Annotated in this window: 21 protein-coding genes; 14 read left to right on the top strand and 7 right to left on the bottom strand. The window is 67.2% G+C overall.

The genetic code is table 11. The annotated features are described in order from the left end of the window. Positions 1-14: 14 nt before the first annotated feature. Positions 15-3269 (top strand): LysM peptidoglycan-binding domain-containing protein, encoded by a 3255-nt coding sequence (locus tag AB0N05_RS37680; protein ID WP_364703671.1) that lies wholly within the window; start codon positions 15-17, stop codon positions 3267-3269. Between the two features lie 215 nt (positions 3270-3484). Further along, positions 3485-4714, top strand: coding sequence for a hypothetical protein (locus AB0N05_RS37675; protein WP_364703668.1), 1230 nt, complete (start codon positions 3485-3487; stop codon positions 4712-4714). 66 nt (positions 4715-4780) lie between these two features. Here the strand turns inward: AB0N05_RS37675 and AB0N05_RS37670 are convergent, their stop codons facing one another. The 3 genes from AB0N05_RS37670 to AB0N05_RS37660 all read right to left on the bottom strand — a co-directional run bounded on the left by AB0N05_RS37670 (position 4781) and on the right by AB0N05_RS37660 (position 6958). Continuing rightward, positions 4781-5341: a hypothetical protein gene (locus tag AB0N05_RS37670; RefSeq protein WP_364703666.1), complete on the bottom strand. Its 561-nt coding sequence runs from the start codon at positions 5339-5341 to the stop codon at positions 4781-4783. 166 nt (positions 5342-5507) lie between these two features. Continuing rightward, a complete protein-coding gene (locus AB0N05_RS37665; RefSeq protein ID WP_364703663.1) occupies positions 5508-5975 on the bottom strand; it encodes a hypothetical protein in 468 nt (155 codons plus the stop codon). A gap of 212 nt (positions 5976-6187) precedes the next feature. Next, positions 6188-6958 carry a helix-turn-helix domain-containing protein gene (locus AB0N05_RS37660; protein ID WP_364703660.1) on the bottom strand — a complete coding sequence of 257 codons (771 nt, stop codon included), beginning with the start codon at positions 6956-6958 and terminating at the stop codon, positions 6188-6190. A gap of 176 nt (positions 6959-7134) precedes the next feature. On the opposite strand from AB0N05_RS37660, the gene AB0N05_RS37655 reads away from it, so the two are divergent. Further along, on the top strand, positions 7135-7530 hold the full coding sequence (locus AB0N05_RS37655) for a hypothetical protein (protein WP_364703657.1): 396 nt from the start codon (positions 7135-7137) through the stop codon (positions 7528-7530). Between the two features lie 81 nt (positions 7531-7611). Here the strand turns inward: AB0N05_RS37655 and AB0N05_RS37650 are convergent, their stop codons facing one another. Genes AB0N05_RS37650 through AB0N05_RS37635 form a run of 4 tightly spaced genes read right to left on the bottom strand, consistent with a single transcriptional unit; the run spans position 7612 to position 11636 of the window. Continuing rightward, positions 7612-8340 carry a cutinase family protein gene (locus AB0N05_RS37650; RefSeq protein WP_364703655.1) on the bottom strand — a complete coding sequence of 243 codons (729 nt, stop codon included), beginning with the start codon at positions 8338-8340 and terminating at the stop codon, positions 7612-7614. Positions 8341-8358: 18 nt separating this feature from the next. Further along, positions 8359-8598: a hypothetical protein gene (locus AB0N05_RS37645; protein ID WP_364703652.1), complete on the bottom strand. Its 240-nt coding sequence runs from the start codon at positions 8596-8598 to the stop codon at positions 8359-8361. A 14-nt stretch (positions 8599-8612) separates the two neighbouring features. Next, positions 8613-10790: a cutinase family protein gene (locus tag AB0N05_RS37640; protein WP_364703649.1), complete on the bottom strand. Its 2178-nt coding sequence runs from the start codon at positions 10788-10790 to the stop codon at positions 8613-8615. 30 nt (positions 10791-10820) lie between these two features. Beyond that, on the bottom strand, positions 10821-11636 hold the full coding sequence (locus AB0N05_RS37635; RefSeq protein WP_364703646.1) for a sigma-70 family RNA polymerase sigma factor: 816 nt from the start codon (positions 11634-11636) through the stop codon (positions 10821-10823). Between the two features lie 341 nt (positions 11637-11977). Here AB0N05_RS37635 and AB0N05_RS37630 point away from each other — a divergent pair, with 341 nt between their 5' ends. The 11 genes from AB0N05_RS37630 (at position 11978) to AB0N05_RS37580 (ending at position 24622) form a co-directional block, all read left to right on the top strand. Then, positions 11978-12355: a hypothetical protein gene (locus tag AB0N05_RS37630; protein WP_364703643.1), complete on the top strand. Its 378-nt coding sequence runs from the start codon at positions 11978-11980 to the stop codon at positions 12353-12355. After that, complete coding sequence (locus tag AB0N05_RS37625; RefSeq protein WP_364703640.1) at positions 12352-13551, top strand: conjugal transfer protein; 1200 nt, start codon at positions 12352-12354, stop codon at positions 13549-13551. The genes AB0N05_RS37630 and AB0N05_RS37625 overlap by 4 nt, the downstream gene beginning before the upstream one ends. A gap of 19 nt (positions 13552-13570) precedes the next feature. Beyond that, on the top strand, positions 13571-13900 hold the full coding sequence (locus AB0N05_RS37620) for a hypothetical protein (RefSeq protein ID WP_364703637.1): 330 nt from the start codon (positions 13571-13573) through the stop codon (positions 13898-13900). Next, a complete protein-coding gene (locus AB0N05_RS37615; protein ID WP_364703635.1) occupies positions 13900-14415 on the top strand; it encodes a hypothetical protein in 516 nt (171 codons plus the stop codon). Before AB0N05_RS37620 ends, AB0N05_RS37615 begins: the two co-directional genes overlap by 1 nt. Positions 14416-14422: 7 nt before the next feature. After that, entirely contained in the window at positions 14423-16987 is a 2565-nt protein-coding gene (locus AB0N05_RS37610; protein WP_364703632.1) for an ATP-binding protein, read from the top strand. Further along, positions 16984-19155, top strand: a complete 2172-nt coding sequence (locus AB0N05_RS37605; protein WP_364703629.1) for a hypothetical protein — start codon at positions 16984-16986, stop codon at positions 19153-19155. Before AB0N05_RS37610 ends, AB0N05_RS37605 begins: the two co-directional genes overlap by 4 nt. Further along, positions 19155-20750: a M23 family metallopeptidase gene (locus AB0N05_RS37600; RefSeq protein WP_364703626.1), complete on the top strand. Its 1596-nt coding sequence runs from the start codon at positions 19155-19157 to the stop codon at positions 20748-20750. The genes AB0N05_RS37605 and AB0N05_RS37600 overlap by 1 nt, the downstream gene beginning before the upstream one ends. Positions 20751-20805: 55 nt before the next feature. Beyond that, positions 20806-22974, top strand: coding sequence for an ADP-ribosyltransferase (locus tag AB0N05_RS37595; protein ID WP_364703623.1), 2169 nt, complete (start codon positions 20806-20808; stop codon positions 22972-22974). 57 nt (positions 22975-23031) lie between these two features. Further along, positions 23032-23199, top strand: a complete 168-nt coding sequence (locus AB0N05_RS37590) for a hypothetical protein (protein WP_364703620.1) — start codon at positions 23032-23034, stop codon at positions 23197-23199. A gap of 31 nt (positions 23200-23230) precedes the next feature. Beyond that, positions 23231-23812: a hypothetical protein gene (locus AB0N05_RS37585; RefSeq protein ID WP_364703618.1), complete on the top strand. Its 582-nt coding sequence runs from the start codon at positions 23231-23233 to the stop codon at positions 23810-23812. Between the two features lie 279 nt (positions 23813-24091). Continuing rightward, the gene (locus tag AB0N05_RS37580; RefSeq protein WP_364703616.1) at positions 24092-24622 is read left to right on the top strand and encodes an ATPase; all 531 of its coding nucleotides are present in this window, start codon (positions 24092-24094) and stop codon (positions 24620-24622) included. Positions 24623-25030 lie beyond the last annotated feature (408 nt).

The raw sequence follows: 25030 nt of genomic DNA, 5'->3' as shown, positions 1-25030 counted from the left end.
AAGGAGAGCAGGTGATGGGCACTCAGATGATCAGCCGCAGGCGCAACCAGAAATGGACAGGCGCGGTGTCGTTGATGGTGTTGATGGCGATGCTGGTCGGTGTGCCCGTGGCCCTGTGGTCGCTGCGCGGAAACCCGCTGCCCACGAGCCTGCCCACGCTCGGGCAGATCCGCACCACCTTGCTGGAGCCCGACACCAATGCCACCTTGTTCCTGGCCGTGGTCACGGTCGTGGGCTGGCTGACTTGGTTGTGGTTCGCCCTGGGCGTGCTCGTAGAGGCGATCGGAATGATCCGCGGCGTCACGGTGCCTTCGGTGCGTGGCCTGCGGCTCCCGCGCCGGTGGGCCGCCGGCCTACTGGGTGGAGCGATGCTGCTTGCCCCCGCGACCGCGATCGCGGCCCCGCCCTCGGCCCCAATCGCAGTGACCGCCCCGCAGACCCCGCCACAGGCCGAACGGATCGCGACGATCAACTACACCGTCCAGGACGGCAATTCGCTGTGGCAGCTGGCAGAGGTGTTCCTTGGCAACGGGGAGCGGTGGCATGAAATCGTCCAGGCCAACCCAGGATTGACCGCATCACCTGAACAGCTGCCGGTAGGGATCACACTCTCGATGCCAACGAATCTCCTTGGCGCGGAAGACGTTTACATGGTGCAGCCCGGCGACAATCTGTGGGACATCGCGCAAGTCCTGCTCGGCGACGGCTCCCGCTTCCACGAGATCACCACGAGCAGCGGCGAAGCGCTGACCTCCGACACGATCAATCCCGGTCAGCAACTGCGGATCCCGCTGTCGGCCGCGCCCCCCGCCCCGGCTGCGGTCGTCCCCGCCGCCCCGGCACCGGCTGACCCGGCCCCGCCCGCCGCCGATCCCGCACCACAGCCAGGAGCAGCCGAACCCGCACCTCCGGCCGTGCCGGTGCCTGGCGCTGCCAACCTGCCGCCGCTGCCGCAGGGGTTCGAAGCCGCACCGGAAACGACCGCTCCTGCCGCCCCCAGCGCGCCGCAAACCACCCCGGCCGCGCCGACAACTACCGCCGCTCCGGCGACACCGGATCCGACGACAATCGCCGAACCCGCCCCCGAGACGGACACCGTGCCGACTGCCGAGACCAGCACCGATCAGGGGAGTCTGATGCGCACCATCGGCGTTTCCACGCTCGTCGCGACCGGCCTGGCCGGGCTTGTCGCCCTGGGTCGCCGACGCCAGCAGCACCGTCGTCGCCGGGGCGACGACATCGCGTGGCCGGAAGGCTCTGCCGCATCGGCGGATTCGGCCGTGTCGATCGCAGCCTCCGATGACGAGGTTCTGAAGAAGCTGGACGTCGCGTTGCGTGCGGTGGCCGATCATTGCCGCAATACCGACCGCGATTTGCCGCCACTGCTGGGTGTGTCGGTGCAGCCCGACGCGTTGGCACTGTCGATTCCCGATGCCGAGGCGTTGGGCCTGCCCGCGCCGTGGATGTGCGTGGACGGAGCGGCGTGGTCGTTGCCGATCTCGGCGCGACTGGACCCCCCCGACACGGTGCTGAGCCCATATCCGGCGCTGGTGCAATTGGGCAGCACCGAGGGCGATATCCCGATGCTGGTGAACCTGGAAGAGCTTGGGTACCTGGCGATCACGGCGTCATCGGTCGCCGATACCTTGGCCGTGACTCGATCGTTGGCTCTGGCGTTGGCGGTGTCGCCATTGGCTGCGTACACCACCTTGAGCCTCGTGGGCGTCGGCCGTGAGATCGCCGAGGCGATCGACGACACCCGCATCAGCTGGAGCACCGATGTCGACGAGGTGATCGCGCGCCTGGATCGCCAGACCCGGGCCGATTGCGATGCCCTCACCGACGCGAAGGTCGGCTCGGCCACCCAAGCGCGCCTGACCAGCATCGACGCCGAGATCGCGTCGCTCGAGATCGTCGTATTCGGCACTCCGCTGAACAGCCAGCAACAGCAGCGGCTCACCGAAATCTTGTCGCGCAGGCCCAAAGTCGCGATTGCCGCGGTGTGCGCGACCGCAGAACCGAGCGCTGAGTGGGCCTTCGCCCTCACCGACACCTCGACCGCGGCCCTGCGCAACAGTGACACCAACTTGACCATCGAGCTCACCCCGAATGTCGTGGCCCCCAACGACTATCAAGACCTGATCGAGGTGCTGGCCACCACCCACAAGCCCTCCGTTCCCACCCGGACCGCGCCAGCGGCCGCGGCCTGGGCCGCCTCCGATATCGACGTGCGGATCATCGACGCCGACACACCCGCCGACCTCATCCCCTCGATCCCCGCCTTCACGGTGGTCCCTCCGGTCCCGGAGGACGCAGACGAGGACAACGACCTCGAGGAGCCGGCCGCCGCCGCGACGCTCGGTGATCCGATATCCGACCGGATCGAGGGAGCCTCGAAACCGGTTCGCGAGGATCCCGTTCCGGAGATCCCGCACATCTGGATCCACCTGCTCGGCACGCCGCGAGTCACGCCCCTGAGCGGTGTGTCTGCCGAGGAACTCCCGGCACTGAAGGGCCGTGCCGGCGTCTGCGCCGAGCTAGCCATCATCCTGATTACTCACCCCGGAATTCCGAACCACATGCTCGATCAGCTGATGTGGCCCCATGGCGGGGACAAGTCACCGAAGCAATCGACACTGCGCCGTCAGGACGTGATCCGGCGACTGCGCATCTGGCTGGGCCAGACCGCATCCGATGAGCTCGCGTTCCCGAAGCACTTCGATCGCACTGGCAACACCGGCTATGGGCTGCACGAGAGCGTGATCAGCGACTGGGCCGTGTGGCAGCAGCTCCTGCCCCAGGGTCCCGTCGCCGCGTCGACTGCGCATCTGGAAGTCGCCGCTTCCCTGGTCGAAGGCCAGCCCTTCAGCAACGTCCCGGCCCGCCGCTTCAAATGGGCCGAAGAGCTGCAGCAGCGGATGATCTCCGCGGTCGCCGACGCCCTCGAGGAACTGGCAGCCCGCTACATCCACGCCGGTGACCTGGTGCATGCCGAGGAAGTCGCCCGCAAGGCCCTGGTCGTGGATCCTTCCCGCGAGGGCGCATGGCGGTTGGTGATCCTGTCCACGGCCGCCAGCGACACCGAGGGCACCCGCAGCACCATCACCGACATGCTCGCCTACTTCGAACAGCTCGGCGTCGACGAGCTGGAGGAAGAGACAGACGAGCTCCTGGCCAATCTCGCCCAACATCGAGATCCCACCGGTGAATATCCCTACCGGATCGGCTTGCCCACAAGCATCAAACGACGGAAGAAGGCGGTGTCCTAGCAAAGGACCCACGAGAACGAAATTGGTAGCCCTCAGGGCGTCACAGAGCCTCAAAATTCGACATCTCCGTATCAGTAGATCCCCTTCAGTGCTTGTGCGTGGGATCGGTTCCCATTCCCGATGTCGCGGAGGCATGAGATGTACGGACCAGCAGTCGTCTCTGGTGGAGCACTTGTCTGCACGACCGGATTCCGGTGCGGTGCGGGGGCGATGAAATGAACCGTCGACAGAACACGTCGCTGCCCGGAATCGACGCTGCGGCGGAGGAGTCGCTGATGTTCGATGGGTGCCGGACCGAGGACGGCTATCCGTTGTACTGGCGTTGGGATCCGGCTCGGCTCGACGCGCACCTGGCTACGAAGCTGCGCGCACGCCGGTTGCGCGGCTACGGTAATCCGCCCTTATTGCTGCCGGAGGAGCGGACCCTCGTGCAGGGCCGCCTGGACGAGCTCGATGTGAATTATGCGCAAGCCGCGGTGCAGCTCGGAATCGGTCCAGCGCAGATCAGGCAGGCACTTGCGGGCGGCGATCTGAAGGTGCTCCAGCGCGAGTATCGGCGCTGGCGAACGAAGCTGTGCGGCACCGAATTCGACCGATATCCGCGGAGTTTCGCGCGATCGCTGGTCGTCCCGTTGGACCTGCAGCGCAAGGTGATCACCCGCGACTTTCGGGCTATGCCGGCACCGGTCCTGAGCGGTGCTGTCGTCTGTGGTGCCGCCGTATTCGCCGGGGGCATGCTGGGTGGGGCGATCGCGTTGGTGGTGTTCGTGGCTGCGTTGGCGGCGGCATCGGCCGTTCGGGCCTGGGCGGGCCGGGATCCGCTGCGTTTGGTCGAGGCCGATCTGGCGGCGATCGCGGCGAACTTCGAACCGATCACCGTGCCAGCTGGATTCGGGACTCTCGAGCGACGGCTGGCTTTGCGTGCGTGGATCGCTTGCGACCGCATTGCCTCCAGCCCGACCTACCAGCATTCGACCCAACTGGCCGAACATCGGACCATGTTCGACGTCGCCGACCAGCTGAAACAGATGATCAGCCACGCCCACCAGATTCATTGCGCGCATGTGTCACTCGACAGCGAGCACTCCGCGGTCTGCGAGGACGAGCAGGAGCAGCAGGTCCTCGCCTCCAGCATCGGGCACCTGCGCCGCCAAGTGGAAATAGCGGAGGCCTTCGCGGCGGGCCTGTCGGCGCTGGACCGTGACCTGGCTCGCGAGCAGGACAGAATCCGGCGCATCAGCCAGATTGGACCGGTGGAGGCGTTGCATCGCTTCGACGCCGCCAGCGAACTGATCGCCACTTCGTTCGAGAAATTGCCACGCGTCGACAATTTCGATGCTGTCGTGACAGTGGATCTGACTGATCGTGACATCACCGAGGTGGCCGGCCAGCTGTTCGGTCCGGAATCGACGGCTCAATCACGCGACGAGAGTGGCGAGGAATAGGACAGGGCCCGTTTACGCGGTCCGCGGACCCCAGGGGACGTGTCGAATGTGCAGCTCAGGGTCTGATCAGTCGGTGAGCAACTCGACCTGTCCACCGGTTATGCGGTCCAGTTCCGCCAGGTCGCGGACGCGGGTGTGGTCCTCGACCTGCCAAGGGCGTATCGGGGACCGGGGGCCGGGGCGGAACTCGACGTTCATCACGATCGGCTTATTGGTGGTCCCTGTGCCGCTGTGCACGAAGAACCACGCGGCATGACGTCCGCAGTGATGTCCGAGCTCCCAACTGATGCCCGGCGCAATCCATTCCAGTGCTCGCTCCGGAAATACCGCCGAGCGTCCGATGGTGTTCAGCACGATGATGCTGTGGCCCAGCTCCATCCGGTTCTCGGTCACCGAATGCCATACCCGGTAACGCAGCAACTCTCCCTCGGGCCATTGCGCTATCTGCTCCGGCTTCGCCCTGCGCCACTCACGTGGATTCGCGATGTCGTCGATCAGCAGCGCCATCGAGTCCGCGGCCGCTGTCGGTAGTTCTTCCGGGGTTTTGGTGGTCCGCGACAGGCCCTCGGTCATCGGCCACCGCGACCACACGAGGAACGCGACCACCCCGACGCCAATCAAGATCAATGCAGCAGTGTTCATGAGCCAGTGCAGCACACGCCACCGACACGAGATCTCCTGCAACGGCACAGGTTCCGGGCGTTTCCTTCGGGTGTCGCTCCGGTGCACGACACCGGCGAGCTACCGCCCCGACCGATGTTCGGCACCCGAGCACTGGAGGCAACACAGCTGCTCAGGAGGCTTCCAGAGTGCGGCGGTGAGAGGAGAAGCGGGCACGACCGGCCTCGATCACCTTGATGGCTTGGTCCCCGATCCCGCGCATCTCGCGCAGCTGAGCCTGCGACAGTGCGAACAGGTCCGCATTGGTGGTGATGCCCCTGTGGTGCAATGCCCGCTGGCAGCGCGGTGGTAGCCACGCGAGTTCCCGCATCGCGACGCTGGGTGTCTGCGATCCAGGGCCTTCCAGCTCCTGGAGCCCCTGAAGCGCAGCCTCGCGTAGGTGCTCCACCGAGACGAGGTCGTCCTCGGTGATTGGGCCGACGCCGGTGCTGCGCAGGGTGACTTCGGCGAGCATCCACGCGTCCGCGCCGCGGCCCTCGGGTTTGACCAGGGTCACCGTGTATTCGACATCCGGGTGGCCTGCGATCTGGAAGATCCGTAGTCGCGTGTCGATGTCTGGCGGGTTGCCAGTAGTGCTCACGATCGCGATGCTGCCACGGCGACCGTGCTGTGGAGGCCCGAATTGCCACCTTTGGTCATTTGCTCTGCTGATCAACCTGCCACCACACCGGCGGGGACTGTCTGCGTCGGGAAGCAGTACCGCGACCAGATCATCATCGGGCGCAAGGGCTTTCAAGATTCGGGATTCCGGCGGTCGAGTACCGCCGCATCTCTAGGTTTCCGTGCCGCCTGTCAGCGTGGTTGTGGGTCGTCTTCATGTAGCAGGCGGGTGAGGAATCGTCGTGCGGCCGGCTGCAACTGGGTCATTCCGGCGACACCGTGGTGGTGAATATGCTGGATACACATCTCGTTGACGCCGCCGATCAGGGCGATGATCTCCGCGTCGGACAGCATCGCAATGGGCAGTCCGGCCTCGCGTTCGGCGTCAAGCACGTTGTGCAGAACCGTGGTGCAGCGCGCGATGCTGTCGGCGCGACGTTGCTGGATAGCGGTGGAGGCGTTGAGCGGCTGCAGCAGCAGCAACCGGGTGAGCGCGGGAATGCGATCGAGCAGGTTCAGATAGCTGGAGGCCAGAGTGTCGACCAGGGTCGCGAAATCGGTGGTGTCGAGGTTCGCGGGCAATGATTCGATACCGAGGTCAATGAGGTCGTACAGCGACAGGAACGCATCTTCCTTACCGGAGAAGTGTTGGTAGAAGCCTTTTTTCGACACTCCCGCGGCGCGGCAGATATGGGCGACCGTCGCGGGCCAGAAGCCTTGCTCGGCGATGACGTGGGCGGTGGCGCTGAGAATGCGTAGACGTTGATGCTGTTTAACTTCGGCCGCGCTGAGTTTGGCGCGGGCCTTCTGGGTGAGTTTGTTGCTGGCGTGTTCCTCGCGCAGGAGAAGTTGCAGCAGTTCGGTGAGATCGTCTGGAGGAACCCGCTCGGCGTCGAGGTCGGCGTGCTCAGCGCGGGCACGATCGTGGGTGCCCCGTCGTTGTGGGCCGCTGGCGCTGATCACCCTGACATTGTGGGTGGCCGGGATCAGTGATCGCACCATCGGGATACCTGCGACTCGAGCGTGGCGCGTTCGGTCAACTCGCATATCGGATCTTTGGGGGAACCGGATTCGCTGGTTGGTGGCGCGAAGCTGCCGATCAGGGGTCGGAGACGGTGGCCGGAAGGCAAGATCGAAGGGTGAGCGGCGAGGAGCAGAGCTGGAGCCGGGCATTTCACGAGACTCTCGGTCGGCATATGCAACGGATACGGCTCGACCAAGGTCTCGATGTCGACGAGTTGGCCGCTACCGCGGACGTGGGGATCGGTGAGGTGCTGCTGGTCGAAAGCGGCGGGGACGCAGGCTGGGCTGCGCTAACACGGTTGTGCGAGGCCTTGTCCGAAGGTGTTGGCGGGGAGTGCTCGCTCGCGGGGGTGATGTTGGCGGTGCGTCGCCAGCTCGTCGAGCAGGGCATCGACCCGCCGAGCGGGGTTCCGGGATCGGTCCCCGTCCCGCCGCAGTTCGACTCCGAGATGGTGGAGGAATGGCTGGGTCGCTGTAGTGGGGACAGCGATGCCGGTGAGGGCCCCGACTGACCGCCGGCGCCTGTCCCGCGGTTCCGACTGCTGCCGGGGGACGTGTCGTCTGCGCAGGTGAAGCCCAGTGTTGTGGGAGGTTCACAGCTGTCGGGCGCTGAAGAGGGCAGCGTTGGTGATGCTGTCGCCGTAGGCGATGTGGGCGAGCGGGTGCAGGCCTCCGAGCTGGCAGATCGGATCGCCGTTGTTGCACCAGCTGCCGGTGTGGGCCTGGTAGGGGCCCGGAACCTGCGCGCCGAACAGTCGCAGAGGGTCACCGAACAGCAGGACCGCGGCGATGCGATCGTTGAGTTCGGGCGGCAGGTGCGCTGCGCCGGGCACCATATCGGCCAGCGAGGTGCCCAGGGCGGTGTGCACGACCAGCGCGCCCTGGGAGTAGCCGGCCACGATGAACCGCTGGTCCGGGCAGGCGGCGGCCTGGTCGACCAGGTGCTGGACCAGATCCGCGCTCCCGAGCCCGGGCGAGTGCACCTCGAGGGTGGCGGGATAGTCGACGCGGTAGGCGCTCACCGAAACCGGCAACGCGTCCTGCAGGGCCCCATAGAGCGGGTCACCGACCTCGTCTCCGAGATCCCCGGGCTCCTCGGTGCCGCGCGCGGCGACCAGCTCCACTGGTGAGCACGGTGCGGCCGCCGACGCGTGCTGGGCGGTGACCAGGACAACGCTGGTGAACGCCAACGCCGCGGTGAGGGCAATGATCAGCCGCAGCAGCGCCAGCAACAGGGGCAACGGTTTGGCCGAGCGGGTCGGCGGGAGTATCGCCGCCGAGACGGTGTGTACGTGGGGAAGGGGAAAGGGGTTGGCGAGCATGGGAATTCGACTCCTTCATCAGGGGGTGGACCCGAGGGCGGGTGGATCCTGGTCGGTGGCGGCGGCGTGGGTCCGTCGGCGCGGTCGCGACGGCATCAGGCCGAGCATCTTCAGCAGCTGGTGGGCGTCGTCGGAGTCGGTGGCCTGCGAGCACACGACGCGTTGGGCTTGGGCGTACACCTCGGGTGGGGTGGGGCCGATCTCGCCGAGTTCACGGGTGTCGCCCGCCTGCAGGAATTCGAAGTTCTGGCTGGTCATTGCGGGTCCGCCCGTCAGGTGAGGGTCTTCTGGAACTGGCCGCTGAACCAGTCGATGAGGTACTCGAAGGTCGTGCGACCGGATTTGTCGACGACCAGGTTGGCGTAGCTCTGATGGGCTCCGCTGGTGTAGAACGAGGCGGCCTTGAGGCCCTCGCTGATCAGCGTCGACAGGGAACTTGCCCCCGAGCCGCCGGCGGAGGAGACGAGGTTCTTGGCCACCGATTCGACGCTGTAGGTGGAGGTGGCCAGTTGCTTGGTGACGTCGTCGGCTTTTCCGAGCTGATCGGAGGAGGTCTTCGACGTACCGGTGAGGGCGTTGACGGCGATCGTGGCGAAGTCCAGGGCGATCGGGATCAAGTCGGTGGCGATGAGGAGGTTGCAGCCGGTTTTGCAGCTGTCGAGGAACTTCCAGGCCGTGGTCTGCAGGTCACCGACGCGGTTCGCGACGCGGATGATGTCGACCTTGGCGAGCAGGCTGACGATGAGCGAGGCGACCTCGGCGGTGCCGGTGGTGTCGGGAATCATCCCGATCAATGTGGAGGCGGTTGTGAGGTCCACCCCGGCGGCCATCTTGACGATCGGCTGGAACAGCACGTTGAGCTCGTCGCAAATGGTGTGCAGCGCATCGGCTTTGCCCCACAAGTCCAAGTTGCCGTCGGTCAGGACGCCGATGATGCGACCGAACGCGTCCAGGATCTTGGGCAGATTGACAGCGGTAGACAGGGTGCCGGTGGCGACGTTGACGATCTGATCGAGGATCACGCGCGGTTTGACCACCGAAAGCACATCCGCGGCCGTGGCCAGCTGAGAGGAGGCGGTATTGGTGACCGGAGCCAGTTGGCTGGTCAAAGAGGTCGCGGCATCAGCCAGAGAGGTGGTGTCGCCCTTAGTGGTCGACGGGTCGCGGGCACCATCGCCGGAGGTGCCCAGCGCGGTATTGGCGATCTTCTGCACCGTGGTGATCGCCTTGTCCAGATCGACCTTGGACAAGGTGTCGAGGACTTGGCCGGCGATGTTGTCGTTGCTGCCCTCGGCCGCGGATTTGAGGGTCTGGGCGATGCCCTGGTTGCCGGTAGCGGTGTCGACGATGTCGGCCAATGGAGTGAGGGTGTCGAGCAGGGTTCCGGCGGTGCGGGCCGCGCCGGTGGTGTCGCCGGAGGCTGCCTGCTGGGCCAGAGTCGAGACGGTGGTGGCCAATCCGGCGACATCGGCGTTGGAAAAGTCCGAGGTCAGCTGCTGCGTCAACTGCTCGGACTTGCTGGTCGTGGTGGCCTTGTCCGAGGACGGGCTCGCACCGCCCCCTCCGCTGCCGTCACCACTGCTGTCGTCGCCGCTGGCGGTGGAGCTGACGACCGAGGCGATTCCCGCGAGAATCGGGTCGCTGTTCTTGTCCGCGGCGCAGTACAGATCGGGGTTGTCCCCGGAGGACTGGCAGAACGTGGTCACCCGATCCGAGAGCGACCCGTAGGTGCAATCGCGCGCCCCGAGGATGCCCGCGGCATTGTTGGTGGCCCCGATCGCGGTGGCTCCCTTGGTGCCCTGGTGCGGATCGGCGATCAAGGCGACACCCACGACGCTGGTCGCGGGGATGGGCCCGGTGCCGTTGCCGATCTCGCAGGCCACATCACCACCGACGTCGGCGCCTTGGCTGTATCCGGCGATGCCGACCTTGGTGGAGGGGCAGTCGGTCGCAAGCCGTTTGAGTTCGGCTTTGGCTGCGGTGACTCCGGTCCTTTTGGACGCGGCGTAGCTGGCGTCGTTGGTGAACGCCGATGCCTTGTAGGGGGTGTTGTACACCGACAGTTGCGAGAACTTCTGCTTCAACCCGCTGGCGAGCGGGGCGAGCATCGTGTTGTCCCAACTGTTGGGGTCGGCGTTGGCGTGGGTTTCCCCGGTGCCCGGGATCAGCACCATCTCGAACAGCGGGCAGCCCGGTGACTGGGCTTGGGATCCGCCCCCGGGCTGCGCGACGCTCGACCCGGTGAGCGTGACGACCAATCCGATCACCACCATGCACACCATCAGCGCGGCGGCCGGTGCGCGCCGCGCGCGCCCGGCGATCGGGCCGAGCGGGGTGATCGGCGCGCGGTGATCGGCGATCGGTGCGCGCGCGAGCGCGCCGACGCCGAGCGCGAGCGATCGACCGTGCGCGCGGGGGCGCCGATCGCGAAGGTCAGGTCGGAGGGTCATCTCGGGGTCCTTCCAGGGGAAAGGAGTAGGTCAGGCCACACGGCACAGCGCGCGCGACGCAGGCCGCGCGGCGCGCTGGGGAGCGGGGGAGGCGTGGGTGAGCACGGCGGAACGGATGCGCGTGACCAGGCGGTGCAGCCGTTGGCGCAGCCCGGCGTAGGACATGCCGAGTTCGGCCGCCAGGTCGGCCAGGACCGCGTCGTCGACGAGATAGGCGCGCGCGAGCAGTTCGCGCTCGGCCGGGGTGATCACTTCGCGTGTGAGCGCCCAGTCCAGAACCTGGGTTCCGGTGATCGAGTCGTCCTGGTCACCGATCGCGCGTGCGTCGATCAGCCCGTTCAGCACGAGATCGCTGGTCGGCAGCTCATCGGCGGCTGGCGCGCTCGGGGTGACGGTGTAGCCGCTTTTGAGCGAGCGCAGCCCGGTGCTGACACTGAGGGTTTGCAGCCCGAGCGCGCCGGCCAACTTGGTGCGCGCGCGGTAGCTGCCGATCACGGTGAGGAACGAGGCGATCGTGGCTGCGCGCCGATCGTCATCGGCGAAATGCCGGCAGTGGCTGTGATGCACGCGCGCGTAGCTGGTGAGCTTGCGCAGCTTGGGCAGCATCAGGTGCAGCAGCAGCATCCCGGCGAGTTGTGATCCGGCCTGGTGCAGATCCAGCAGCGCACCCAGGACGGCGTCGGTGTCGGCGGTGACCAGTTGTTTGAGGTCCTCGAGGTCGTCGGTGACCTCTGCCAGCGCGGGCACGGTTTCTCGCCACTGCGCCATTTCCTGTCGTGCGGCCGAGGTGTGAGTCAGTGGGCCGACGTGGTGGGCGATCTGGTCGTAGATAGAGGTGGTGGCCATGGCCGTCCTCCTTGTCCTCGTCGCGGCCCCGAGTGGGTCGTCGTACGGCGAGGAAATCACCCCCTAATACGCGTTGAGCTGGGGTTTTGTAGTACGCGCAGGGGTGGGCGTCATGCGCGTAACCGATGCGGGCACTGCGCGCATGACGAATGCGGTGACACCGCGAGGGAGGCGCTGACCTGCGCGAATGCGAATCCGCGTATGAGGGGCGGCGATCGAACGCCAAAAACGCCAGAAAAAAGTTCCGACACCACCGTCACACGGGCCTCGGATTCCGCATCTCTGTGTTTGCAGAGGCCCTTTTTCCCTTATCCGCCCCGCCGCACCGGAGGACGTACCCGATGAGATCTCAGCCCGGCAAGAGCTTCGACGAGCAGCTGCATGACGCCGGTGTCGTGCTCGCGGTTCACCAGCAGATTCAGACCCTCGCCGAACAGCTCCGACACAACCCGCTCGACGCCGCCGTCGGTGCGCGGATGCGACTGCTGCTGACGGGTTCGAGCATCGAGGCGGCCCGGCAGGCGCTGGCCCGGCTCGGCGCGAGCGCCGACAACGACACGGACTCTGTCGAGACCGGGCTCCCGCTGCTGGTGTTCATCGACGAGGCAGGCGAGTGCATGCGCGATCTGGACCGTTTCCCGCGTATCGCGGACATCGAGGCGTTCACGCCGAAGGCATTGCCTGCCTCCGAGAAGTACCGCAGGGGTGAGTCCGCATGAAGTTCAAGCAGAAGACCACCGAGAAGACCAAGACGAGATTGCCGCGCCCGGGTCGCCGCCCGGTGAAGTCGACCGCAGTGTCTGCGCCGCTGAGCGAGCAGGCGCGTTGGGCCAAAACCCAAGAGCTGGTGACTCGGTCGGTGCGCTGGGGTGCATGGGCATGCCTTGGCTGCGGGCTGTTGGCGATGCTGCTGATCGCGACCGGCATCGGGGTCGGCGGCCCGGCTCCGGGCAAACAGCGACCGGCCCCGACGATCGACACCGCGCAGCAGGCCACCGCCGGGGAATTCGCGCAACAGTTCGTGCTGACCTGGCTGCAGGCCAAACGCGGGGAAGAAAAGAACCTGGCCCGGTTCGTGCGCACCGACTCCCTGCGGCTGCCCGCAACCCAGCCCTACCTCGCCTCGGACACCTCCGTCGCCCGCATCGAAGCCACCGCGTCCGCCGCGCCGGTGTCGTCCTCGACGACGGCCACCGCGCGCGCCGCCACTACGGCCACGGCCAAACCGAAGACGGCAGGCCCGAAGACATATGCGGTGACCGTCGCGGTGACCGTGCGCGGAGTTCAGGACAATCCCGCCTCGGCCACACGCCGCTATTTCGCGGTCGCGGTGGTGTTCCTCGGCGATGCCGCGCGCGCCGCCGCGCTGCCCGCCGAGGTCGCCGCGCCCCCTGTCGCCACCGACATCGCGCTGGCCTACCGGTACAAACTCGCAACCAGCCATTCACTCGCGGTGTCGGTGCAGCAGTTCCTGGCGGCCCTGGCCACCGGCGAAGGTGACATCACCCGCTACATCACGCCCGGCACCAACCTGCGCGCGATCACCCCGCCGCCGTATCGGTCGGCGAAGCTGGCGGACTTGTCGACCGACCTCGACCTCGCCACGTCGACGCGGGCACCGGTCGACGGCACCACCGTGCGAGTGCTGGCCACCGCGGAACTGGGCATCGACGACATCCGCACCGTCACCACCCAATACGCGCTGACCCTGACCGCGCGCGGGGGTCGCTGGGAGGTGTCGAACCTGGATCCGGCTCCGCTGCTGCCCCAGTCGCTGACGGCCCCGACCACCGGTCCTGCCGCTCCGGCCCCGACCACCTCGAGCTCGGCCCCGAAATCACCCGGCCCCTCCGCTGCCGTGCCGACCACCGCTCCGGCCCCGAACCCTCCGGCCACGCCCGGAGCCTCGCAATAGAAATAGAAGGAGAACAGCCATGTCCATGCTGCTCACGGCCCTGGATCCCAATACGACCGTCTTGGCCGGCGGCGGGATCATCGACTGGGTCAACAACAAGAGCACCGAAACCCAGACCGCCATCAGAAGCGTGGTGACCGCCGCCTGCCTGGGCGGGATCGGATTCACCGCGATCGCCTCGCGGTTCGCATTGTCGAAGTGTGCCGGTGCCATCCTCGTTGCGGGTCTCGTCCTGGCCGCCGTTTTCAAGATCACGGCCATCAAGGACAAGGTCGGTGACGAATTCGACGATGCCCTGAGCCCAGGAGCACGGCCCGCCGTCGTGCAGTTGGTGGATCGGATTCCGTGATGGAACGCGTGCGGCTCTACACCAGGGCGATCTCGTTTCCCCGTCTGATCGGGCGCACCCCGGACGGGAAGAAGCTCTTCGGCGGCCCTTACACGCTGACGCAGTTCATCGGCGCTGGAGTGGTCGGCGCGATCATGTGGCAGACCACGGTCCTGTGGGCACGTGGCCCCCTGGTGCAGAACGCCGCGATGTTCGTCGCAACGGTGGCCGCCGTGCTCTACGGACTCGGCAAGGTCCCCGCCGGTGGCCGCAACCCGCTCTCGATGCTGGTCGGCTTCGGCAAAGCCGTGGCCGCCCCCGCCACCACACCCCGCGTGGACGGCCGCCCGATCCGCATCCGCCGACCACAGGCCCTGACCGGACGGGTGGTCATCCTCGACACCCCCACCCCGGTGGATCGGTCCCAGACACCGAAACCCGTTGTGCGCGCGGTGATCCGCCCGGTTCCCGTTCCTGTTCCTGTTTCTGCGGCAGCGGTCCGACTCTCGGCCCTTGCCGCCGTGTCTAGAAGGTAGGCCGTCCATGTCGCAGCAGCCCACTCTCGCCGTCGCAGGCAACCTGCGCTGGACCCGCTCGGGCACGGTGTACGCCGACTACGTCCTCACCGGCGTCGAGTACGGATTCCGGCCGGTCGAGGACAAGACGATCGCCCGCACCATGCACAAGATGCTGCTTCGTGCGCTGCCCGGAGAGAGCATGCTGCTGGGGCTCTGCGCGTCGCTGTCACCGGAGGCGGTGGTCGAGCGCATGCGCGCGGGGGTCAACCTGTCGCTGTCGCCGGCGTGGACCGCCGAATGCGAGGCGACGTTGGCCTCGCTGCACGAATTCCGGCCCGGCGCACGCATCTACTGGCTGTCGATCCCGCTGGCCAACACCGGCTGGAAGGGCTGGCTGCGGGCGGCGGGATCGGCGGCGACGGTGTCGCTGACCGACACCCTGGGCCTGCCCCGGCCCCGCATCAGCGATGAAGAAATCGCCGAACGCGCCGCCCAGGCCCAAATGATCGTCTCCGACCTGCCTGGCTACTTCCGTCCGGTGCCCGCGACGGCCGCGCAGATGGTGTGGCTGCACCAGCACGCCCTGCAACGCGGACTGAGCCTGGATCCGGACCTTCCCACCACAACTGACATCGAGGCCACCGCCCGCAAGAGCGGCGCGGCATTCACTGCGGCGCGGCTGGATGAAGGCGCACAGAACGACGTCATCGACGCGGCAGCTCGCGGCCAGCGGGTACGTCGGCGCCCGAGCATGGAACGCGTCTTGAAGGTGGACCAGCCCTGGGCCGATGAGGAGTCGCCGGCGTCCTATCAATCGTTTATGGTCTTGTCCGATGCCCCGGCCGGGGGCATGACCTTCCCCGGTGCGGAGTATCTGACTCTCGCCGATCACCTGCCCGGTGTGGATGTGGACTGGGCGCTGCTGTTGCACCAACGCAGCCGCGAGGAAGTCGCCAAACGTAATAAGCGCGCCCTGGTCAATCTGAACGACCAGTTCTTCCAGCGCGAGGGCGAACTGTCCCACGCCCAATCGGTGCTCGCCACGGCCGCAGAGGATTTGGCGTCCTACGCCAATGAGATCGAATCCGACAAAAGTGAAGTCGAGATCGCCGCCACCACGATCTTCGCCGTCGGTGCCCCGACCAAGGAACTCGCGGTCCAATATCGGCGTCACCTGATGAAGCTGTTCGAGCAATCGGACTACCGACTGGTGGCCCCGCTCGGATTTCAGACCGAATTGTTCCTGGCGATGATGCCCGGCGTCCCACGCCCGCGCCTCGTCAACGAGTTCGCCCAGATCACCACCAGCCATCACGCCAGTGCGTTCGTGCCCTGCATCCGCAACGACCTCGGCGACCGCACCGGCCCGCTGTTCGCGCTGAACATCACCAGCCCCCGCATCGGTGTTGTGCACTACGACCCCGCGACCAAGACCGGCGCGGACATCTCCGGCTGCATCGCCATCACCGGCAACCTTGGCAGCGGAAAGTCGGTGGCGATCAAGAAGATCGCCGGTGACTTCGCCGATCGCGGCGGCCGGGTCATCTGCGTGGACCACACCAGCGTCGGCGAGTACGCGGCCTGGGCGCAAACGATCGCTACCGCCGTCATCGTCGATCCCTCCCGACCACGCCACAGCATCGACCCACTACGCATGTTCGGGCCCGAGCGGGGCGCGGAGATCGCGGCGTCGATCCTGTTGCCGCTGTTGCAAATTCAGCCCGACGAGGCGGACGGCGTCCTGCTGACAGAGGTGCTGTCCCCGAAGTATCGCCTCGAGCACGACCTGCTCGGCGGCGGGCTGTACGAGCTGGTCGGCCATCTACAGGCGGGCACAACCGATCCGGCGGCGGTGAGTCTGGCCCGCAAGATGGGCGTCTACCTGACCAAGTCCTACGCGCGGTCGCTGTTCGCGCCGGACCTGCCCGCCCTCGAGACGACCGCCCCGGTCATCCTGTTCCGCACCCACACCGTGCGCCTGCCGTCCGAGCACGAGGTCGCCACCGAGCACCTGTACAAGGGCATGAACCTGGAGAAGCGATTCGGGCGCGCGTTGTATGCGCTGATCGCGCTGATCGGGCGCGAGATCTGTTTCGCCGACCCGTCGGAGCAGGCGATGCTCGTGTTGGACGAGTGCCACCGCCTGACGCAAAGCGACGAGGGCGCCGACATCGTCATCGAGTTCCTGCGCGAATCCCGTAAGCACGGCGCGGTATTGGTGCTGGGCACCCAGGACCCCGACGAGGGCCTGGGCAACGAGACCATGCGCGGCTTGATCCCCACCAAGATGACCATGCGTCAGCGCGATGAAACCCTCGCCCGCAAGGCGCTGCGCTTCGTCGGTTTGGATCCCGAGGATCCGGCTCTGCTCAAAGCGCTGATGGAGGAGACCAGCCCGATCAGCGGCCTGGATCCCAAGACCGGCAAGGAGTACGTGCCCCCGCACCGTCGCGGAGAGGGCTACATGCAGGACGCCTACGGCAACATCGGCCGCATCAAGGTCCTGCTCCCGGCCGAAGCCCACCGCCAAGCCGCAGTGCTGACCACTCCGGACGAGCGCCGCTCGGACAAGGAACTGGTGACGATGTGAACGCGCTCGCCGCCGCCCCCTTCACCGCCCGCGTGCGATTCCTGTACCGCGCGCTGCTGTCACTGGTGGCCGAGGTGCTGCTGTGGTCATGGATCCCCGACCGGGTGCGTGACCGCGGCGGTGAATGGCTGCGCCCGATCGGGGCGTGGGTGTGGGCGGCGCGCTGGCGTCGGATCGTAGTGCGCGCGATCTTCATCTGGCACAGCGCCGGCGCGCTGGCCTGGATGGCGACCGCGCCGGCCCGGGCGGACTACTCCAAGGGAGTCAAGGAGAACCCGGTCTTCAGCTGGATGGAAGTCAAGGACTCCCACGGGATCTCGATCTGGCGCTACTTCATGTCGATCGACGAGGGCAGCGCAAAGAACAAGAGCGCGATGTTCTTCTCGCCCCTGATCAAGATCGAGTACGAGATTTATCGGGCGCTGGCGGGATTCGCGATCTGGGTGATCGGCTACGCGTTGAGCTTCGACTGGCTCCAGACGATCATTGGGCCGGTCCGCACGGTGGGGGAGTCGATCACCGCGCTCATGTCGCAGATGCCGCTGACGGGCACGCTGTTGACCGCGGCCGCCGGCATCGGCGGGTGGTGGATCCTGCGCGGGCGGTGGGCCACCGGCGTGTACGAGATCGTCATGGCCGCGGCCATCGCCGCCGCCGCGGTCGGGGTGCTGTCCAACCCGGTCGAACGCGTCGCCGGGGATTCCGGGCTGATCATGCAGGCCCGCGACGCCGGGCTGGAGCTGGCTGCGGGAATCGCCAACAACGGCAACGCCACCGGCAGTTCGGATCAGCTGGTGGAGAAGATCAAATCTCAGCTCGCCGACACCCTGGTGCGCCAGCCCACTCAGCTGCTGAACTTCGGTCAAGTGATCGACACCATGCCCGGTGCCGATGGGCAGAAATGCATCCAAGCCTGGGACAAGGGCCACGACGACTTCGAGGGAAACACGAAGGACACCCTCAAAGACAACATCAGAAACTGCCAGGGCGGCGGTGACAACTTCTGGGATAGCAACGGCGGAAACCTCAAGGACTTCGCCGACAACCCCGGGGTGATCCAGATGTTCGCCGGGCTGGTGCTGATCCTCGGCGGAGGGGTGCTGTGCATTTTCGGCATCGCCCTGGCTGCGGCGATGGTGATGGCCGCCTGTTCGGCGCTGATCCAATCACTCAAAGCCGTTGTCGTGCTGGTGCTGGGCGTGCTGTCGGGAGGGGCCCGCAACGCGCTGTGGAAGACCGGCGCGAACCTGGCCATCTCGCTGGTGATCATGGTGTTCGGCATCGTGTTCACCGTCGCCTACATGCTCGTGCTGCAAGCGTTCTTCAACAGCCAGGGCGACAACTTGTTCAAGAAGTTCCTGTTCGTCGACGCCATTCTGCTCGTGGGCGTGTTCCAGTTCCGGCGCGGTGTCAAAGGCCTGCACGCCATGGCCGATGGCCTGGCCGCCCGGTTCGGCACCCGCCCCGGCCCGGCCGCCTCCTCGATCGCCCGACCGTCCGGCGCGGCGATGAACCCGATCCAATCCGCGTACTACGCAACACACTTCGCTGGCAAGGGCATCGACCTGGCGATGAAGGGTGGGCGTGCGGCCAAAACCGTCGGGCACGCGGCCACCGTGCTCGGCGGTGCGGGAGCCGCAGGTGCCGCCGTGGTCGGCACCGGTGGACTGGCCGCCGCAGTCGTGGTCGGCAAGGGCGCGTGGTCCGCGGCCAAGGCGGCCAAGCACACCCTCGTCGGCCGCAACGGCAGCGGCGGCGGTGGAAGCAGTGCGCCGCCGCCGGAAAAGACCAAAGTGCATCCCAGCGCCCTGGGCGCGGGAGGTGGGCAGAAGAAGACGTCGGCCGGAATCCAACAGCCGGTCGCCACCGCCGCGCCGATGGCGATGATCTCCAAGTCCCGCGACCCGGTCGCGACCCCGTCCGGTATCAGCGGCACGTACCACGAATATCAGGTCAACGGCGGCAAGTCGCTGGTGCTGCCCACTCCGCGCCCGTCCCGCCCGCCGAAAACCCCGGCTACCGCCAGCGAACCGGACGCTGCCGCCAGCCCCGGCGCAGTACATGTCGAGATGTCCAAGGCCACCGCTGCGAGCAGCGCCGGTGCCGACAGCGGCTCGACCGCAGCGCCGAGCTCGATCGCGGCGGAGCCCGGATCGGCTGCGCCGTAATGGAAGACAAGAAGAAGGCCATCCGCTGGATCGGCGTCGCGGTCGCGGCGTGCGTGTCCAGTTGCTCGGCGCTGGCGATGCTGCCGGTGTTGATCCTGGGAGCCGGGGGCCTGACGTCCGGTTGCGCCGCACTGAGCGAGGCACCGGGCGGCGCGGCGACCGCCCCGATCGACCCTGCGGAGTTGGCCGCCGCGCAGACCCGCAACGCGCGCACGATCGTCGCGACCGGTGAGCAGATGACGGTGTCGGAGTTCGGGATCGTCGTCGCGCTGGCGGTCGCCAGCCAGGAATCGGCGCTGCGGAATCTGGCCAACGACGGCACCGGCAAACTGCGCCCCGAGCAACAAGGGGTGTCGCAGTCGCTGCAAATGGCCCACGAGGGCGTCGGCAACGATCACGGCAGTGTCGGGGTGTTTCAGCAGCAGTTCCCCTATTGGGGTTCGCTGGCCGAGCTGATGGATCCCCAGCAGGCCAGCATGAAGTTTTTCGAGGCGCTGCTGAAAGTGCCCGGCTGGGAGTCGATGACGGTATCGGTCGCGGCACAAACAGTGCAGGTGTCCAAATATCCCGACGCCTACACCGACGACGAACCCCTGGCCCGGCGTCTCTACACCGAGAACAAGGGTGCCGGAGCCAACGCCAAACCGCTACCGCGCGCCGCCGACACAGCAGGCCGGGCAGCATCGACCACCACCTCCGAGGACTCCTCGGACGTGCTGTGCGGGGGCGGGTCCGCGATGAACTGCCCCGCCACCAACAACCCCGCCGAGCAGGGTCTGACCTCCGATGGAATGCGGGTGTTCCGTTGCCTGGCACAGCATTTCCCGATCAAACGCTGGTCCACCATCGGTGACCGGCCCTCGGTCGTCGATCGAGATCACCAAGAAGGCCGCGCCGTCGACGCCATGATCGATGACTACACCAGCACGTCCGGCCGCGCCCTCGGCGACAAGATCGCCGCCTGGGTCATCGAGAACGCGGACGCGTTGGGCGTGAAGTACGTGATCTGGCACGACCAGATCTGGACCCGCAACGGCGAAGGCACCCCAGGACATTGGGATCCCTACACCAACGCCACCGGCGACACCGGCGACACCGCCCAGCACCGCGACCATGTTCACGTCTCGGTCTACGGCAACGCCGCCGGCACCGCGGGCGGGGGAGCCGCGCACGGCGGGGACGGGGTCCGCCTGCCGATCGACGAAGGCAAGTACGTGCTCAGCTCCACCTTCGGGCCCCGCTGGGGGACATTCCACGCCGGCGTTGACTTCGCCGCAGCGGAGGGCGTCCCGATCTACGCGGTCACCGGCGGCACCGTCACCGCCGCCGGATTCAACGGGTGCGGCACCGGCTACGGAAACTGCGTCCTGATCAAGGACGGCAACACCGAAACCCTCTACGCCCACCAGGTCGATGGCGGCATCAAAGTCCAGGCCGGTGACACCGTCACCGCTGGGGCCCTGATCGGCGCGGTTGGCACCACCGGAGATTCCACCGGAAATCACCTGCATTACGAGGTCCGCCGCGACGGCCGCGCGATCGACCCCCTTCCCTATCTGGCCGAGATGGGACTCACGCCCAAGCAGGAGCAGTAGCAACTCATCGACCCAAACGTCGGGGGACGTGTCGTTTCCCAGGTAGGAGGGCATGATGTGCCGATCGAAGGATCACGGCTCCGGCCGCCGATGCCCGGGCTGCGGTAGCTACGCCGCCTCGGCCAAGGCCAATGCCAACCGTCGCCTGAGCCGCGAGGCACGCGCGAAGGTCGTGCGACACCTGCAGGAGCAGGGCCTGGTCGAGACCGCCGCGGCACTGCAGGCAGCGCCGCCGTCGGTGCTGGCGGAATTCATGGAACGCACCGGCGTCGACGTCTCGGTGCTGGGCGACACCCCGATGCCGAGCACACACGCCCATCCGCCCTCGGCCCAGGACCTGGTCGCCCTCGCTCAGTCCGAACGCGCAGCCCTGTCCGGGACCGAGGCTCCCGACAGCGCGCAGGCCCTGCTCACCCAGGCCGAGACGCACCTGGCCGAGGCCACCGCCGACGCTGACGCAGCGCGCAAGGGGTTGACCTCGGCGCGCTCCACGCTGCGCAAGGTCCGCAAGGCCTACCGCGAAGGCGACGTCCCCGAGCAGGACTTCCTCGACGCCGAGAAAGCGGTCACGGACGCCGCGATCGCCTTCGAGCAGGCAGTGGCGCGCAGGCGCGACGCCGCTGCGGAATATGAGACCGCGCGCTTCATGGCGAATCAGGATCTGCCCGAGAGCGAGCGCGACGCCTACTACGCGACACTGAGCGACGAGCAGGTCGACGCGATCGCTAAGTCCTTCACCCACGCCCAAGCCGTCGACGCGGCCGACGCGGCCGACGCGATGGCGGGGGTCACCCCGATCACGCTCGGCGAGCGCGACACCAGCATCTACACCCCCGCCACGCTGACCCTGGACACCGGCAAAGGCACGACCGACGTCGAGGGCCGACTCCTCGACGGCGGCACCGCGATCCACCGCCGCGAGGCCGGCGACTTCGTCGTCCTGCAAAAAATCGGCGAGGCCTACCACCCGGTCGGGCACGCCGGCAGCAAGGCCGACGCCCTGTCCAAGGCCAACCGGATCCCTGTACTGGGCGGACTGGAACCGCCGGCGGCGGACGCGAACGAGATGGCGACCGCCGCATGGAAGCTCAAGACCGAGCTCGCCCTCAAGGTCGCCCGCCAAGCCGGCGACGGCACCGCCACCACCCTCGATGCCCAGCAGCAGATCATCACCGCGGGCATGTCCGGCGCGGTCGAGGACTTGAGCAACACCTTCGGCGGCGCGGTCGTGCGCACCGACATCTTCGAAGGCACCCGCCGCCACCGCCATCTCCTGCGCCTGCAAGCCGCCGACGAGGCCGGTGCCGCCGCTCGCACCACCGCCCTCACCGGGGGCGCCAGCACCGCCGCGGCCGCGGCCGCCTATGACGAGGCATACCGCCGCGCCATGGGCACACCCACGGTCGGCGGCGGGGTCATCCCGCACTTCGACCACGACGTCACACAGGCTCCGGCCAGTATCGGCGACGACGGATACAAGGCCTCCTGGCGCAGCGGCATCCGCGCCTACGGCAAGGAGACCGCCACCGACTACGCGGTGATCGCCCAGCGCGGCGGCGACCGCGTTGCGTGGGGCTTCGCCGACACCGCGTCCCCGCCGTCCTATGTCGACACCTCCGACATTCACGCGCTGACCGCAGCGAACAAGCCGTTCATGAAGCAGCTCAACGCCACCGAGAAGTCCGCGCTGACCACCTACACCGGGTCGGGATATCAGGCGATCAACGCGGCATTCACCGGCCGCGACGAACAGCCCAGCACCTGGACCAAAGGTCAGGTCGCGCAGCTGGAATCGGCATTCGAGAAATTCTCCGCCTCCACCCCCAATATCGAACCCATGACCCTGGTGCGCGGCACGAAGGTGCCCAGTGCCTGGACGGGCACCACCGAGCAATACCTCGATCAGGTATTCACTCCGGGGGCCAAGATCCAGGTCGGCAAGGTCACCAGTTTCAGCACCGAGATGTCCACCGCCAAAGCGTTCGCTGGGCACCCGCCGATCATCTTCGTCATCCGCACCCGCCACGGGATCCCGGTGAAGTCGATCTCGGCGCACTCGGGGGAGAACGAGGTGATCGTCCCGCCCGGTGTCGACCTGCGCTGTGTGGGAGTGAGCACCAGCGGCGTGAAGGGGTATCCGACGGTGTATTTGGTCGGCGAAGATCTCTGCGCCGAAGCCGACGGCGGTGTGGTCGCGCAGAAAACTCCGGTGACAGCGGCATGATCAGGACATTCACGCCCTTGCGGGCACCTGCGTTCCGATCACGAGAAAGGAGTCGCGATGGCCCTCACCGACGAACAGCTCGCGGAGATCCGCCGCCTTCTCGACACCGGCATGGACCCCGACGCGATCGCCCATTCGCTCGCGCGTATGTCGGATCTGGACCTGATCGCCACCGAAGAGATCCGCACCGCGGCCCGCGCCCTGGCCGACGAACCGAAAACCTGACTCCACCACCCAATCCTCGGGGGGACATGGCATGCCCGCAGATCAGCACCCTTTTCCTGAGCTCGCCGACTACGACGACGAGCCGCCATCGCGCGCCGCGCGCATTAGAGCGTGGGCGCGCGCGCATTACAAACTGCTGCTGCTGGCCGCACTGGCGATCGCCCTGCTGATCATGGCTGTGCTGCACCACTACCAGGGTGATGCGCGGACGCCGGATCCCAGCGCCGATGTCACCACCCCGACGATCGCTCCGACGTGGGCCTCGCCCGGCACCGACGCCGATCGCGGCACCCCGCTCGATCAGCGTGATCAGGTGCTCGCTGTCGCGCGCGGGTTCGCCACCGATTTCGCCACCCCCGGCAGCGGGCATCAGGACTGGTGGTCACGGGTCACCCGCTGGACCACGACCTATCTGGCCGATCAGTACAACCTCACCGATTGGTCCCGCGTGGATCAAGCCACGCTGATTGACATGCGCGCGGAAAACCAGGGCCCCACGGTGGTCGACACCATTGCCACCTACACCGACGGGTCGGCGCTCGCAATCCGAGTCGAACACTCGGACGGGCGCTGGAAAGTGAGCACCGTGGTGCCGATGCGCACCGCGTACTGAAAGGAAAAAGGGGAGGGGAGTTGTCATGAGCGTGAAGTCCCGGCAGGCACGTCGGCGGGTATATGAGCCTCCGCTTGACGGTGGGGGTCGCTCGGTCCTCGGAGTCCTTCGGATTCAGTCCCGAGCGTACCCCTGCTGTCAAGGTGTACGGAGGGGGCCCAGCGCGCGAAGCGTGTCGGGTTCGGTACTTCGTGTGTCAGCGCGCGAGATATCTCATGCCGTATCGCACGGCATCGGCCATGCGGGAGTCACCGGCCCCCCGCGCACAGGACTGAAGCGGTGAGCGTGCGATCGGAGGTGCTGCTGCTCGGGGGCCGCTCCGGCGTCGGCAAGAGCAGCGTCGGCTACGAGGTCCATGCCAGGCTCAGCGCCACCGGGATTCGGCACTGCCTGATCGAGGGCGACTTCCTCGACATGGCGTTCCCGCCGCCGTGGGAGCACGGCCTGGCCGAGCAGAACCTTGCCGCGATGTGGGCCAACTACCGGGCGCTGGACTATCACCGCCTGATCTACACCAACACCGTCAGCGTCCTGGATCCGGTGATCGCGTCGTTGACCGCCGCCATGGGCGAGCGGCCGCGCGCGTCGGCCATCCTGCTGCGCTGCAGCGACGAGAGCGCGCGCCACCGATTGGGCCGCCGCGAAATCGGCAGCGAACTCGAACACCACCTCGACCGCAGCCGGGCCATGGCCGAACGCCTCGATCGAGACGCACCCAGCTGGGTGCGGCGCATCGACACCGACGCACGCTCGGTCACCGACATCGCCACCGATGTCATCGACCACATCGGCTGGTCGCACAACCCGTAGGCCCTCCGACCTCACGCCGATCGCCGCGCGCGATCCCGCGATCGGCATCCGCGCGCCGCGCGCGATCGGGACTCCGCGCGCGAACAACCGCGCGCGATCAGTCCGATCCCGCACGGCGTGCGTGTCACAAGGCCGGTCGGATTTCGCATCTCTGTCTGTATGAGGGGCTCGCACACGGCCAGCCCCCGAACCCATGGATGGGGAGGTGCCGATCGTGAGTGCCACCGATACCGACCGACTGCGGCCCGAGCTGGCCACGTCCACACCCCGCTCGGGTGCAACTCGGGTGCGGGCAGCCCGGCCACACCACCGCCGGCACCCTGCCGCAGGAGATGACCACCCGTTCTGGTTCCTGCCCTACGAGAGCTGCGCCGAACAAGGCGCCGTCGCCCGCACCCATGTCCCGGA

This window comes from Nocardia sp. NPDC051030 (assembly GCF_040683015.1).
In the GTDB taxonomy this organism is placed as follows: domain Bacteria; phylum Actinomycetota; class Actinomycetes; order Mycobacteriales; family Mycobacteriaceae; genus Nocardia.
The sequence above is the reverse complement of the archived record's forward strand: the minus strand, read 5'-3'. Positions and strand labels throughout refer to the sequence as shown.